Below are 12879 nucleotides of genomic sequence, written 5' to 3'. Positions count from 1 at the left end.
CCTTCGGGGCTACTCGACCAGCATGAGCTCGAGACGCCCGGGCGCTCAGCGGGCGTCGAGCAGCTCGTCCTCGATCTCGGCGTCCGTGCGTCCGCGGCGGAGGCGGCGCTGCTCGCGGCGCTCCTCGGCGGCGATGACCTCGGGGTCGTCCGCGTTGCGGATCCGGTACTCGTGCCGGATCGCCCAGGCGAGACCGCCGAAGCCCATGATCGCGAACAGCACCCACTGGATCGCGTAGCTGATGTGCAGGCCCTCGTCGGCGACCGGCTTGATCGCGGCGAGCGGCCGCTCCTCGATCGGCGCGGGGTCCTCCTGGACCAGCAGTCCGTAGCCGGTGGTGCGCAGCGGCTCGTCGAGCTGGTCCGAGAGGTCGTCGAGCTGGATCGTGGCGATCTGACCGGCGGGGGCGCCGCGGCCCTCGATGCGGCCCTCGCCCGGCTTCAGGCGGGCGGTCACCGTGACCTCGCCCTCCGGCGGGGCCGGGACGACGTCGGGGGAGTCCTGCTCGGAGCCGACTGGGACCCAGCCGCGATCGACCACGAAGACGCTGCCGTCCGCGAGGCGCAGCGGGGTGAGGATCTCGAAGCCGGGGTTGCCGTTGTAGGGCCGGTTGCGGACGAGGGTCTGGCCCTCGGTCTCGTAGACGCCGGAGACCTCGACCGGCCGGTACTCGAGGGCGTCGTCCCAGCCCGCCTCCGCGGGGAGGAGGCCGTCGAGCGCGACGGGGTCCGCGTTCCAGTTGGCGGTGACGAGCCGGTTGGTGCTCGCGGCCTCGTCGAGGCGGGCGACCTGCCAGCGCGAGAGCAGCACGCAGGCCACGGCGAAGACGATCGTGAGCGCCAGGTAGCCGAACCAGCGGCGCGAGAAGGCGAAGCGCCAGGACGGCCGCGTCGCCGTGGCGCTCACAGTGCCGCTCCGCGGTCGACCGTGAGCAGCGGCTTCACCTCGAGCGGGAACTCCCGCGCGGCGAGGAACTCGCGCAGGTAGTCGAGGTGCTCCCCGCACGCCAGCCAGGTCTTCCGCCGGTCCTCCGCGTGGATGCGCGGGTTCCGCCACTCGATCGCCCAGGTCGCGGTGAGCGAGCATCCGGCGCGCGAGCAGGCGTGCCGATCGGGCGCGCCGCCGAGCGGGATCACCGTCGTCCCTCGGTCGGGTCGCCGCCCTCGGGCACGTCGGCGGAGGGAGCCGCGTCGTGCGCGGTCGGCGGGACGTACGGCGGCACGGGCCGGGACAGCACGATCGCGCCGGGACGCTCCACCGTGCCGCTCTCACCGGCGCTGCCGACGTTGGCGAGCACGACGGCGAAGTAGGGGAGCACGATCGCGCCGAGCGCGAAGAAGAGCAGCCACCAGCCCTGGGCGAAGATCAGGCAGATCACGCAGACCATCCTGATGCCCATGGCGATGGAGTACTTGATCGCGCGGGAGCGACGCGCGGCACTGGGCGACGGCGGGAGGGAGGTGAGCGATTCGCGTGATTTCACAGCCCGATAAGACTACGTCGTGGGCACCGGGCGGACCCCGGACGTTCCCTCTCAGCGGATGTGTTGCGCATCCCGCCTCTAGGATGTAGGGGTCGTCCGGAGCCGCCCGTGCACCGGCGGAGAGGGACACCCATGACCACGCCGCGCACCGTCCTCGTCACCGGGGGCAACCGGGGGATCGGCTACGCCATCGCCGAGGAGTTCGTGGCGGCGGGTCACCGGGTCGCGGTCACCGCCCGCTCCGGCTCGGGTCCCGAGGGGTCCTTCACCGTCGTCGCGGACGTCACCGACGCCGCCTCCATCGACGCCGCCTTCTCGCAGATCGAGGCCGAGCTCGGCCCGGTCGAGGTCGTCGTCGCGAACGCCGGCATCACCCGCGACATGCTGCTGCTGCGCATGTCCGAGGAGGACTTCACCTCCGTCATCGACACCAACCTCACCGGGGCCTTCCGGGTCGTCAAGCGGGCGTCGAAGGCGATGCTCAAGCAGAGGTTCGGCCGCATCGTCCTGATCTCGAGCGTCGTCGGCCTCTACGGCGGCCCCGGCCAGATCAACTACTCCTCGTCGAAGGCCGCGCTGGTCGGCTTCGCCCGGTCGCTGACCCGCGAGCTCGGCGCCCGCAACATCACGGCGAACGTCGTCGCGCCCGGCTTCATCGAGACCGATATGACGGCGGAGCTCCCGGCGGAGCAGCAGGCGGAGTACCGCAAGAGCATCCCCCTGGCCCGCTACGGCACGGCCGCCGAGGTCGCGAAGGTGACGCGCTGGCTCGCCGGCGACGAGGCGGACTACATCTCCGGCGCGGTCATCCCCGTCGACGGCGGCCTCGGGATGGGGCACTGACCGTATCAGCGCAAAGCTTATATCCGGCGGATATCAGCCCTATGCTTATGCGATGTTCGACTCCTCCGTCGTCGCGGTAGTGCTCGACCTCGTCGACTCGCGCGAGATCGCCGAGCGATCCGTCGTTCAGCGCGAGATCGAGCGCGGCTTCGCGGAGGTCGACGCGGCGGTCCCCGCTGTCGAGCCGCTGCACCCCACGGTGGGCGACGAGTTCCAGGCGGTCTACGCCTCCGTCTCGGCAGCGCTCGGTGCGACGCTCCAGGCGCGGCTCGTGCTGCCGCCGGGGGTGGACTGCCGGGTCGGCCTCGGCCGCGGCGAGATCAGGGTGGTCGGCTCGGGCGTCGCCGGCGATCTGCAGGACGGGCCCGGCTGGTGGCGCGCGCGAGCGGCCATCGAGCGGGCGCACGCCCTCGAGGACGGTGCGGTGCCGACGGCGCGCGGCTGGTTCATCGGCTCGGACTCGCCCGACGCGCAGGAGGCCGCGGTGAACGCCTACCTCCTCGCCCGTGACGCCCTCGTCGGCGAGATGAGCGACCGCGACCGGCGGCTCGTGCTCGGCACGGCGCGCGGTCTGCCGCAGAAGGTCCTGGCCGAGCAGGAGTCGATCACGCAGTCCGCGGTGTCGCAGGCGCTGCGCCGCGCGGGTGCCGGGGCCCTGCTCACCGGTGCGCGGCTGCTGGCGGACGCGTGCTGACCGCGCTGCTGCTCGGGCTCGTCGGTCTGGCCGACCTCGCGCGGACGCACCTCGGCCGACCCGTCGCCGCCGCGGCGATCGTCGTGCTCTGGGCGGCGGCCGCGCTCTCGGCGGTGCTCGGCCTCGGTGCCGCACCGCTCGGCACCGTGCTCGTCGTCGCGCTGGCCGGCGCGTGGCTGCTGCTCACGACCACCGCGGCCGGCACCCGGCCGCCCGGAGGGCTCCGGCCCGCCGTCGGCCTGATCGTCGCGGTGCTCGTGCTCGCCGTGGTGGACCGCGCGGCGGGCCCGGCCGCCGGCCCGCTGGTCGACGCGTACGCGGGTCTCGGGCGCTCCGGACCCGTCCCGCCGATCGCGCAGGCGCTGCTCGCCGGGGGCGCCGCGCTCTTCCTCCTCGAGAGCGGCAACGTCGTCGTGCGCGCCGCGCTCTACCGCGAGCTGCCGCAGCCGGTCGCCGCGCGCACTCGCTTCTCGCTCCGCGCCCGCTTCGCCCGGCCCGCGCCCGAGGAGGTGCGAGTCCCGGACCTCCGCGGCGGTCGCGCCATCGGGCCGCTCGAGCGCCTCCTCGTGGCCGGGCTCACCCTCGCCGGAGCGATCGGGCTGGCCGGCGCCGTCTTCGCGGCGAAGGGCATCGTGCGGTTCCCGGAGATCTCCCGCGACGGCGAGGGCGGCTCGAAGGCGGAGTACTTCCTGGTCGGCTCGCTGGTGAGCTGGGCGCTGGCCCTGGGCGCGGCGGTCCTGGTCGCGACGGCGGGCGGCTGAGGCGCCGCCCTCCGAGTGTCAGCCGCGCAGGCCGAGGACCGGCAGCAGCTGGCTGAGATCGAGGCCGTCGATGACGAGGTCGGCGCGCTCGCGGACCACGGGCTTCGCGTTGAAGGCGACGGCGAGACCCGCGACCTGCATCATCTCGAGGTCGTTCGCGCCGTCGCCGACCGCGATCGCCCGCTCGAGCGGGACCCCGGACAGGGCGGCCCATTCGCAGAGGGCGGCGGCCTTCGCGGCGGCGTCGATCACGGGACCCTCGACGGCGCCGGTGAGGCGGCCGTCGCGGCTGCCGAGCCGGTTCGCGCGGACGAAGTCGAGGCCGAGCGCTCCGGCGACCGGGTCAAGCACCTCGTGGAAGCCGCCCGAGACGACGCCGATCCGACCACCGGCGGCGTGGATGCCGGCGATCAGCTCCTCCACCCCTGGGGTGACCCGGACGCGCCCGCTCACTCCGGCGCAGACGTCGTCGAGGACGCCGGCGAGGGTGCCGACGCGCTCGCGCAGGCTCTCGCCGAAGTCGATCTCGCCGTGCATCGCGCGCTCGGTGATCGCGGCGACGCGCTCCTCGGAGCCCGCGTGGGCGGCGAGGAGCTCGATCACCTCGTCCTGCAGCAGCGTCGAGTCGGCGTCGACGACGACCAGGAAGCGGGCGGGTGTGCGCAGCGGCTCACTCAAGGACGGGCCAATCGGTCGGGTCCGCGCGCCGGCCTGACCGGACGCGCGGAAGCGCAGTGCTCTCGACCCGCGGGGGTGCTACGGGCGGACGACGACGCCCTTGCCGACGACGGTGATGCCCGACTCGGTGACGGTGAACCCGCGCTCGCGGTCGTGGTCGTGGTCCACGCCGACTCGCGCGCCGGGCTCGACGACGACGTCCTTGTCGAGGATAGCGCGGGCGACCACGGCGTCCGGGCCGATCCGGACCTTGTCGAAGACGACCGAGTCGGAGACCGTGGCGTTCGACTCGATGACCGCCCACGGGCCGACGACGCTGCGCTCGATGTGCGCGCCGGAGATGACGGTGCCCAGCGAGACCACCGAGTCGACGGTCGTGCCGAGGTTGCCCTTGCCGTCGCGCACGATCTTCGCGGGCGGTGAGTTCAGCTGCGACGAGAAGATCGGCCACTGCTGGTTGTAGAGGTTGAAGACGGGCAGCGCCGAGATGAGGTCCTGGTGCGCCTCGAAGAACGAGTCGATCGTCCCCACGTCGCGCCAGTAGTAGCGGTCGCGATCGGTGGAGCCGGGGACCTCGTTGAGCTTGAGGTCGTAGACGCCGGCCTCGCCGCGCGCGACGAAGTCGGGGATGATGTCGCCGCCCATGTCGTGGTCGGAGGTGGAGAGCTCGCCGTCGCGGATGACCGCGTCGATCAGCGCGTCGGCGTCGAAGACGTAGTTGCCCATCGAAGCGAGGACCTCGTGCGGCGAATCGGCGAGGCCGACCGCGTCCTTGGGCTTCTCGAGGAACTCCGCGATCTTGGTCGGGACGATGCCGTCGCCCGCCTCGTCGCCGGCGAGCTGGATGACGCCGAACTGGTCGGCCAGCTCGATCGGCTGGCGGATCGCCGCGACGGTCGCCTTGGCGCCCGACTTGATGTGCGCCTCGATCATCTGCGAGAAGTCCATGCGGTAGACGTGGTCCGCGCCGACCACGACGACGATGTCGGGCTTCTCGTCGCGGATCAGGTTGAGACTCTGCAGGATCGCGTCGGCCGAGCCGCTGAACCAGCGCTTGCCGAGCCGCTGCTGCGCCGGGACGGACGCGACGTAGGAGTTGAGCAGCCCCGACAGCGTCCAGGTCTGCGAGACGTGGCGGTCGAGCGAGTGCGACTTGTACTGCGTCAGCACCACGATCTGGGTCAGACCCGAGTTGATGAGGTTGGACAGCGCGAAGTCGATCAGACGGTACTGGCCGCCGAACGGCACTGCGGGCTTGGCCCGGTCGGCCGTGAGGGGCATGAGCCGCTTGCCCTCGCCGCCGGCGAGGACGATGCCGAAGATCTTCTTTGACTGCATGCCCCCACAGTAGAGGTCCTGCGCAGTCGCGTGGCTGCGGGTGTCGGCGGAGGATCGCCCTGTACTACGGTTCGGGGGTGCGAGTCGATCTGCTGACCAAGGAATATCCGCCCGAGGTGTACGGGGGAGCCGGCGTGCACGTGGCCGAGCTCACCAAGGCCCTCCGCCACGACATCGAGGTCGTGGTGCGCTGCTTCGGAGCGCCGAGGGACGAGGAGGGCGCCTTCGCGTACCCCGTTCCCGCGGAGCTGGCGGAGGCCAACGGCGCGCTGCAGACCCTCGGCGTCGATCTCCAGATCGCGCAGGACGCGGCGGGCGCCGATCTCGTGCACTCGCACACCTGGTACGCCAACGCGGCCGGACGTCTCGCGCAGCTGCTGCACGGCATCCCGCACGTCGTCTCGGCGCACAGCCTCGAGCCGCTGCGCCCGTGGAAGGCCGAGCAGCTCGGCGGCGGCTACCGCGTCTCGAGCTGGATCGAGCGCGAGGCGTACGAGAACGCGGACGCCGTGATCGCGGTCTCCGGCGGAATGCGCAACGACATCCTGCGCTCGTACCCCGCGCTGGACCCCGCGAAGGTGCACGTCGTCTACAACGGCATCGACCTCGACGCCTGGCACCCGGTGGAGGACGAGGCCGTCCTCGCCGAGCTGGGCATCGACCCGTCGCGTCCCTCCGTCGTCTTCGTCGGCCGGATCACTCGGCAGAAGGGGCTGCCCTACCTGCTGCGCGCGGCCGCGATGCTGCCGCCGGAGGTGCAGCTCGTGCTCTGCGCCGGCGCCCCGGACACCCCCGAGATCATGGCCGAGGTCACCGCGCTCGTCCGGGGGCTCCAGCAGGAGCGCACCGGCGTCGTCTGGATCGACCGCCACCTGCCGCGCCACGAGCTCTCCGCGGTGCTGACCGCAGCGACGACCTTCGTCTGCCCGTCGATCTACGAGCCGCTCGGCATCGTGAACCTCGAGGCGATGGCGTGCGGCGCCGCCGTGGTCGGGACCGCGACCGGTGGCATCCCGGAGGTCGTCGTCGACGGCGTCACCGGGCGCCTCGTGCCGATCGAGCAGGTGACGGACGGCACGGGCACCCCCGTGGACCCGGACCGCTACGTCGCCGACCTCGCGGCAGCGATGGCCGAGGTCGTCGCCGACCCGGCCGCCGCGAAGCGGATGGGCGAGGCCGGCCGCCTGCGCGCGCAGAGCGACTTCAGCTGGACGCAGATCGCGCGGGACACCCGTGCCATCTACGACTCGCTCGTCTGAGCCCGGCGCCCGCTCCCTTTAGACTGGTCCGCATGCCCAGCGTTGTCTCGTTCGTCGATGTGTCCTTCGTCCGGAACGGCAAGCGGATCCTCGACCACGTCGACTGGACCGTGTCCGAGGAGGAGCGCTGGGTGATCCTCGGCTCCAACGGTGCCGGGAAGACCTCGATCCTGCAGATCGCGGCGGCGCAGAACTACCCGTCGACGGGATCGGCGCACCTGCTCGAGGAGACGCTCGGCCGCACCGACGTCTTCGAGCTGCGCCCCCGGATCGGCTACGCGTCGACCGCGATGGCGCGCCGCCTGCCCGCGGGCGAGACGGTGCTCGACGTCGTGATGACCGCCGCCTACGCGGTCACCGGCCGCTGGAACGAGGGCTACGACGAGATCGACGAGCGCCGTGCGCGCCGCGTCCTGGTGGAGTGGAAGCTCGACCACCTCGCGGACCGCACCTTCGGCACCCTCTCCGACGGCGAGCAGAAGCGCGTCCAGATCGCCCGCGCGATCATGACCGACCCCGAGCTGCTGCTGCTCGACGAGCCGGCCGGCAGCCTCGACCTCGGCGCCCGTGAGGAGCTCGTGCAGCTGCTCGGCGGCTTCGCGCAGGACCCGGCCTCGCCGGCGATCGTGATGGTGACCCACCACGTCGAGGAGATCCCCGCCGGCTTCACGCACGCGCTGCTGCTCCGCGACGGCGCCGTCGTCGCCGCCGGACCGCTGGCCGAGGCGCTCACGGAGGCGACCCTCGCCGACGCGTTCGGGCTCGACATCGCGCTGACCCACGAGAACGGGCGCTACTCGGCCCGCGCCCGCTGAGGGCGGGCTCGTCCGATCGCGTGCCGCACCTCCCCGCGACGCCGGCCGTCTGCTATTCTCGATAGCTGGTTCGGGCCCGTTCGCGGTGCGCCCGCCACTCATCCACCCGCACCCGTCGACGACAGGCGCGGTTCAGGACCACAAGCGACAGGACACGATCATGCAGACCGACATCCACCCCAAGTACGAGGCCATCGTGTTCCGCGACCTCGCCTCCGGTGAGACCTTCCTCACCCGCTCGACGGCGACCAGCAGCAAGACGATCGAGCTCGACGGCGTCACGTACCCCGTCATCGACGTCGAGATCTCGTCCGCCTCGCACCCGTTCTACACGGGCAAGCAGCGCATCATGGACTCGGCCGGCCGCGTCGAGAAGTTCAACTCGCGCTACAAGAACTTCGGCAAGTAGGCTCCGGCCTCCCGCCTCCGAAGGGCCCTCGACCTCGCGGTCGGGGGCCCTTCGTCGTTGGCCCCCTTGCTGATCGAGTAGCCCGCGCAGCGGGCGCATCGAGATCCACCCGCGCCTGAAGATGATTCTGCAGACCGCCCTGCCGAGGACGCCGGGTCTCGATACGCCCCTGCGGGGCTACTCGACCAGCATGTCTGCGGGCGTCCCTTCGCTCTGGATCGACCACCGCTCGCGCAGCGGTCGCCGGGGCGGATCAGTAGCGGTAGAAGCCCTCGCCGGTGGCGGTGCCGAGCCTGCCCTTGTTCAGGTACTCGGTCTTGAGATGGGCGGCGAAGGCCTGGGAGGCCTCGTCAGGCGCCGCCGCGGCGACGTGGTGAGCCGTGTTGAGGCCGATGACGTCGAAGATCTGGAAGGGGCCGAGCGGGGCGCCGGTGCCGATCCGCCAGGTCTTGTCGATGGTCTCGTGGTCCGCGTAGCCGCCCATCAGGAGGCCGCTCGCGGCGTTCAGGAGCGGCACCAGCAGCGAGTTGAGCAGGTAGCCGGCCTTCTCCTTCTGCAGCACGATCGGCTCGAGACCGCTCTCGACGGCGAAGGCGACGACCGCGTCCACGACGGCCGGGTCGGTGTCGGCCGTGCCCATGATCTCGGCGGTGTTCTGCACCCAGACGTGGTTGGCGTAGTGCAGGGCGAGGAAGCGGTCGGGCCGGCCGGTCGACTCCTTCAGATCGCTGGGGAGCAGCGTCGAGGAGTTGGTGGCGAAGATCGTCCGCTCGGGGGCGAGGGCGCCGAGGCGGCCGTAGAGCTCCTGCTTGAGCGCGAGGTCCTCCGGGACGGCCTCGATCACGAGGTCGGCGTCCGCGACGGCCTCGGCGAGGTCGGAGGTGAGGCGGAGAGACTCGAGGGCGCCTGCGGCGCCGCCGGGGATCCCGCCGGCGACCTGGGCCGACTCGTAGACGCCGGCGAGTCCGCGGAAGCGCTCGCGGGCGGTGGCGAGCACCTCGTCGGAGACGTCGTAGCTGGTGACGGCGAAGCCGTGGAAGGCCGCCTGGAATGCGATCTGGGAGCCGAGGACTCCGCTGCCGAGGACGGTGACCGTGCGGATGGTGGGCATGACTGCTCCTTGCTGGGGACTCGGGTGGTCCCGGTGTCCTCCGATCCAATCGACGCGCGGACAGGCGGTCGAGCGGTTGCGCGAGGGGGCTGCCGCATGTCCTCGTGACGGAGCGACGGACGCGGTGACGGCGACGATGACACGAGGGGCCGGAGGCGGTAGCGTCCGGGCATGGTGTCCTTCGCCGACAAGCCGATCTTGCCGCTCACGACGCCCGAGGAGTGGGACGCCTACCTCCGCGGTGAACCCGACCCGGGCGGCGTGCGGTTGAAGCTGCGGAAGAAGGCGGCCGTCGACCCGGGCATCACCTACGCGGAGGCGCTCGACGTCGCGCTCTGCCACGGCTGGATCGACGGGCAGGCGGGGGCGTTCGACGAGCAGTTCAAGCTGCAGGCGTTCACGCCGCGGCGCCGGGCGAGCCCGTGGTCGAAGGTGAACCGCGACCACGTGGCGCGGCTGCTCGAGGAGGGCCGGATGCTGCCGGCCGGCCTCGCCGAGGTGGAGCGGGCGCGGGCGGACGGGCGCTGGGACGCCGCCTACCGCCAGCGCGGCGCCGAGGTGCCGGACGACTTCACGGCGGCACTGGCCGCGGATCCGGGAGCCGCCGCCTTCTTCGCGACCGTCGGCGGGCAGAAGCGCTTCGCGTTCCTGTTCCGGCTGTCGCAGCTGAAGCGGCCGGAGACGCGGGAGCGGCGGATCGCGGAGTACGTCGCGCTGCTCGCGGAGGGGCGCACGCTCACCTGAGCGGCGGCGCCGGTGCCGGACGAGCGCTCAGTGCCGCGCGCTCAGTGCCGGACGGGCCAGGCGCCGTCGGCGACGAAGCTTTCGTCGCGGACGCGGCGCATGTACTCCTGGAACGACTCGGCCTGGGTGCGGCACCAGTCGACCTGCAGCGCGTGCAGCGCCTCGGCGCCGCCGCCGAGCTCCTCGGCGAAGGCGCGGCCGAGCGCCTGGGCGACCCGGCCCGCGGCGATCGCGTCGGCGCCGGCGTCGTGCGCCTCCGTGAGCGGGACGCCGTAGTGCAGGGCCGCCTGCACGAGGGTGCGCTTGCCCTTGCGGTAGCGGTCGAGCGCCTTGTCGATGACGAGCGGATCGACGACGGGGCTCGGATCGATCAGCACCGGGACGCCCCAGCGCCGCGCCTCGAACGCGAGCAGCGAGAGGTCGTAGGGGGCGTTGTAGATGACGACGGGGATGCCGCGAGCCAGGAGCGAGCGCAGCGCCTCCGACACCTCGGCCACGACCTCGCCGGCGGGCCGGCCGTGCTCCCGGGCGTGCTCGGTGCTGATCCCGTGCACGGCGCTCGCGCCGGCGGGGATCTCGACGCCTGGGTCGGCGAGCCAGGTCGTGCCCTCGACCGGGGTGCCGTCGGCGTCGATCACGCCGACGTGCGCGGTGACGATGCGGCTGGTGCGGACGTCGATGCCGGTCGTCTCGAGGTCGAACACGGCCAGGCGGTCGTACCAGCGGGCACCGTCGGAGCCGGCCGGGGCCTGCGAGGCGCCGGCGGCGCGGGCCTCGTCGAGCAGGCTCTCGTCGAAGAGCGTGGGTGCCTGATTCGTCTCGGTGGTGCTCACGCCGACAGCCTAGGCGGGGCCTCCGACATCGTCGGGAGGCCCCGCGGCGTGCTGCGCGGTCGGGCGGGCGAAGGCCGGATCAGCGGGTGAGACCGTCGCGGGCCTGGCCGGCCTTCGCGACGTGCAGCCAGAAGAAGCCCTGGGTGCCGAGCGTCATCGTCAGCGCGCCGTCCTCGGAGAAGCCGGGGAAGCGGCCGCCGCCGAAGAGGTCGGTCAGCGTGGAGCCGCCGTTCTCCGGGTCGGTGATCGTGACCGAGACCGGGTTGTGGTTGAAGCTGAAGACGCAGAGCACCTCCTCCGGCTGGTCGCCCATCGCGGTGCCGGAGCCCGCGTAGTCGCGGACGAACGCGAGCACCGACTCGTGGTCGGTCTCGAGCACGCGCATCGAGCCGAGGCCGAAGGCCGGGTGGCCGCGGCGCACGTGCAGCACGTTCCGCATCCAGTGCAGCAGCGAGCGCGACTGGGCGAGCTGCGCCTCCACGTTGACCTGGTTGTAGTGGTAGACGAGCGACTGGACGATCGGCTGGACGAGCTTGCCCGGGTCGGCGGCCGAGAAGCCGGCGTTGCGGTCCGGGGTCCACTGCATCGGCGTGCGCGAGGCGTCGCGGTCGTTCAGCCAGATGTTGTCGCCCATGCCGATCTCGTCCCCGTAGTAGAGGAACGGGCTGCCGGCGAGCGAGAAGAGCAGGGCGTTGATCAGCTCGAGCTCGGCGCGCGAGTTGTCGAGCAGCGGCGCCAGCCGGCGCCGGATGCCGATGTTGGAGCGCATCCGCGGGTCGTAGGCGTACCAGCCGTACATCGCCTGGCGGTACTCCTCCGAGACCATCTCGAGGGTGAGCTCGTCGTGGTTGCGGAGGAAGACGCCCCAGGCGGCTCCGGAGGGGATGTCGAAGGTCTCGGAGAGCACCTTCTTGAGCTCGTTCGCGGTCTGCGCGCGGAGGGAGTAGAAGATGCGCGGCATGACCGGGAAATCGAAGGCCATGTGGCACTCCGGCTCCTCCTCGGTGCCGAAGAACGCGGCGACCTCGCGCGGCCACTGGTTCGCCTCGGCGATCAGGATGCGGCCGGGGTAGTCGCGGTCGACCATCGTGCGGAGGTTCTTGATGAAGTCGTGGGTGGGCGGCTCGCCCTCGCCGTTGCCCTCGTCGGACTCGTAGAGGTAGGGGATCGCGTCCAGCCGGATGCCGTCGACGCCGAGGTCGAGCCAGAACTTGACGACGTCGTGGATCGCCTCGTGCACGGCCGGGTTCTCGAAGTTGAGGTCGGGCTGGTGCGAGAAGAAGCGGTGGAAGTAGAACTGGCGGCGCTCGGCGTCGAAGGCCCAGTTCGAGTCCTCGGTGTCGACGAAGATGATCCGGATGTCCGGGTACTTGTCGTCGGTGTCGTTCCAGACGTAGAAGTCGCCGTAGGGGCCCTCGGGGTCGGAGCGGGACTGCTGGAACCACTCGTGCTGGTCGCTGGTGTGGTTCAGCGGGAAGTCCATCACGATGCGCATGTTGCGCTCGTGGGCCTTCCGGACGAGCTCGCGGAAGTCCTCCATGGTGCCGAACTCGGGGAGGATCGCCTTGAAGTCGGAGACGTCGTAGCCGCCGTCGCGCAGCGGCGACATGTAGAAGGGCGGAAGCCAGAGCGCGTCGATGCCGAGCCACTGCAGGTAGTCGAGCTTGGACGCCAGGCCGTTGATGTCGCCGGCGCCGTCTCCGTTCGAGTCGTAGTACGACCGGATCATGACCTCGTAGAACACGGCCCTGCGGTACCACTGCGGATCGAGGGCGAGCCCGGGGAGTTGGATCGGGGACGTGAAGCTCACGGTGCTCCTTCTGCTGCTGCCTGAGCGGGTGACCGGCGCCGCACCGGGATCGGAGCGGAGGACGGGGGACGGGCGGTGCGTCGCGCGCGAACGCGCCTTCA

The 12879-nt window shown here is 71.8% G+C and carries 15 protein-coding genes; 7 read left to right on the top strand and 8 right to left on the bottom strand.

Annotated elements, in window-relative coordinates; all coding sequences use genetic code 11:
* Positions 1–45 precede the first annotated feature (45 nt).
* Genes GTU73_RS11825 through GTU73_RS11815 form a run of 3 tightly spaced genes read right to left on the bottom strand, consistent with a single transcriptional unit; the run spans position 46 to position 1483 of the window.
* Entirely contained in the window at positions 46–906 is an 861-nt protein-coding gene (locus tag GTU73_RS11825) for an SURF1 family protein (RefSeq protein WP_160089713.1), read from the bottom strand.
* Positions 903–1136 carry a hypothetical protein gene (locus GTU73_RS11820; RefSeq protein ID WP_217274949.1) on the bottom strand — a complete coding sequence of 78 codons (234 nt, stop codon included), beginning with the start codon at positions 1134–1136 and terminating at the stop codon, positions 903–905. The genes GTU73_RS11825 and GTU73_RS11820 overlap by 4 nt, the downstream gene beginning before the upstream one ends.
* Positions 1133–1483: a DUF3099 domain-containing protein gene (locus GTU73_RS11815; RefSeq protein WP_160089711.1), complete on the bottom strand. Its 351-nt coding sequence runs from the start codon at positions 1481–1483 to the stop codon at positions 1133–1135. Before GTU73_RS11815 ends, GTU73_RS11820 begins: the two co-directional genes overlap by 4 nt.
* 132 nt (positions 1484–1615) lie before the next feature.
* Here GTU73_RS11815 and fabG point away from each other — a divergent pair, with 132 nt between their 5' ends.
* The 3 genes from fabG to GTU73_RS11800 are packed head-to-tail and all read left to right on the top strand — an operon-like array spanning position 1616 to position 3781.
* A complete protein-coding gene (gene fabG, locus GTU73_RS11810) occupies positions 1616–2326 on the top strand; it encodes a 3-oxoacyl-ACP reductase FabG (RefSeq protein WP_160089709.1) in 711 nt (236 codons plus the stop codon).
* 52 nt (positions 2327–2378) lie between these two features.
* Positions 2379–3020 (top strand): SatD family protein, encoded by a 642-nt coding sequence (locus GTU73_RS11805; protein WP_160089707.1) that lies wholly within the window; start codon positions 2379–2381, stop codon positions 3018–3020.
* Positions 3014–3781, top strand: a complete 768-nt coding sequence (locus tag GTU73_RS11800) for a hypothetical protein (RefSeq protein WP_160089705.1) — start codon at positions 3014–3016, stop codon at positions 3779–3781. Before GTU73_RS11805 ends, GTU73_RS11800 begins: the two co-directional genes overlap by 7 nt.
* A gap of 18 nt (positions 3782–3799) precedes the next feature.
* On the opposite strand, the gene serB is transcribed toward GTU73_RS11800, so the two are convergent.
* Positions 3800–4459 carry a phosphoserine phosphatase SerB gene (serB, locus tag GTU73_RS11795; protein WP_160089703.1) on the bottom strand — a complete coding sequence of 220 codons (660 nt, stop codon included), beginning with the start codon at positions 4457–4459 and terminating at the stop codon, positions 3800–3802.
* A 78-nt stretch (positions 4460–4537) separates the two neighbouring features.
* A complete protein-coding gene (locus GTU73_RS11790; protein WP_123446293.1) occupies positions 4538–5797 on the bottom strand; it encodes a glucose-1-phosphate adenylyltransferase in 1260 nt (419 codons plus the stop codon).
* 77 nt (positions 5798–5874) lie between these two features.
* Between GTU73_RS11790 and glgA the strand changes: the two genes are divergently transcribed.
* The 3 genes from glgA to GTU73_RS11775 all read left to right on the top strand — a co-directional run bounded on the left by glgA (position 5875) and on the right by GTU73_RS11775 (position 8280).
* Positions 5875–7056, top strand: a complete 1182-nt coding sequence (glgA, locus tag GTU73_RS11785; protein ID WP_160089701.1) for a glycogen synthase — start codon at positions 5875–5877, stop codon at positions 7054–7056.
* A 32-nt stretch (positions 7057–7088) separates the two neighbouring features.
* Entirely contained in the window at positions 7089–7871 is a 783-nt protein-coding gene (locus tag GTU73_RS11780) for an ABC transporter ATP-binding protein (RefSeq protein WP_160089699.1), read from the top strand.
* Between the two features lie 160 nt (positions 7872–8031).
* A complete protein-coding gene (locus GTU73_RS11775) occupies positions 8032–8280 on the top strand; it encodes a type B 50S ribosomal protein L31 (protein ID WP_123446296.1) in 249 nt (82 codons plus the stop codon).
* Between the two features lie 253 nt (positions 8281–8533).
* Here GTU73_RS11775 and GTU73_RS11770 read toward each other — a convergent pair whose 3' ends face one another.
* The gene (locus GTU73_RS11770) at positions 8534–9391 is read right to left on the bottom strand and encodes a 3-hydroxyacyl-CoA dehydrogenase (protein ID WP_160089697.1); all 858 of its coding nucleotides are present in this window, start codon (positions 9389–9391) and stop codon (positions 8534–8536) included.
* Between the two features lie 171 nt (positions 9392–9562).
* Between GTU73_RS11770 and GTU73_RS11765 the strand changes: the two genes are divergently transcribed.
* The gene (locus GTU73_RS11765) at positions 9563–10135 is read left to right on the top strand and encodes a YdeI/OmpD-associated family protein (protein ID WP_160089695.1); all 573 of its coding nucleotides are present in this window, start codon (positions 9563–9565) and stop codon (positions 10133–10135) included.
* Between the two features lie 41 nt (positions 10136–10176).
* Here the strand turns inward: GTU73_RS11765 and GTU73_RS11760 are convergent, their stop codons facing one another.
* Positions 10177–10845 (bottom strand): 3'-5' exonuclease, encoded by a 669-nt coding sequence (locus tag GTU73_RS11760; RefSeq protein ID WP_244231846.1) that lies wholly within the window; start codon positions 10843–10845, stop codon positions 10177–10179.
* Between the two features lie 202 nt (positions 10846–11047).
* A complete protein-coding gene (gene treS, locus GTU73_RS11755; protein WP_160089691.1) occupies positions 11048–12778 on the bottom strand; it encodes a maltose alpha-D-glucosyltransferase in 1731 nt (576 codons plus the stop codon).
* Positions 12779–12879: the final 101 nt, after the last annotated feature.

This window comes from Rathayibacter sp. VKM Ac-2804 (assembly GCF_009866655.1).
Taxonomy (GTDB): domain Bacteria; phylum Actinomycetota; class Actinomycetes; order Actinomycetales; family Microbacteriaceae; genus Rathayibacter.
Note: the sequence above shows the minus strand (reverse complement) of the source record. Positions and strands in the feature narration are given on the sequence as shown.

Coding starts and splice junctions, on each gene's coding strand:
- fabG (WP_160089709.1), top strand. CDS start 1,616: ATGACCACGCCGCGCACCGTCCTCGTCACCGGGGGCAACCGGGGGATC.
- GTU73_RS11805 (WP_160089707.1), top strand. CDS start 2,379: ATGTTCGACTCCTCCGTCGTCGCGGTAGTGCTCGACCTCGTCGACTCG.
- GTU73_RS11790 (WP_123446293.1), bottom strand. CDS start 5,797: ATGCAGTCAAAGAAGATCTTCGGCATCGTCCTCGCCGGCGGCGAGGGC.
- GTU73_RS11780 (WP_160089699.1), top strand. CDS start 7,089: ATGCCCAGCGTTGTCTCGTTCGTCGATGTGTCCTTCGTCCGGAACGGC.
- GTU73_RS11775 (WP_123446296.1), top strand. CDS start 8,032: ATGCAGACCGACATCCACCCCAAGTACGAGGCCATCGTGTTCCGCGAC.
- GTU73_RS11770 (WP_160089697.1), bottom strand. CDS start 9,391: ATGCCCACCATCCGCACGGTCACCGTCCTCGGCAGCGGAGTCCTCGGC.
- GTU73_RS11765 (WP_160089695.1), top strand. CDS start 9,563: ATGGTGTCCTTCGCCGACAAGCCGATCTTGCCGCTCACGACGCCCGAG.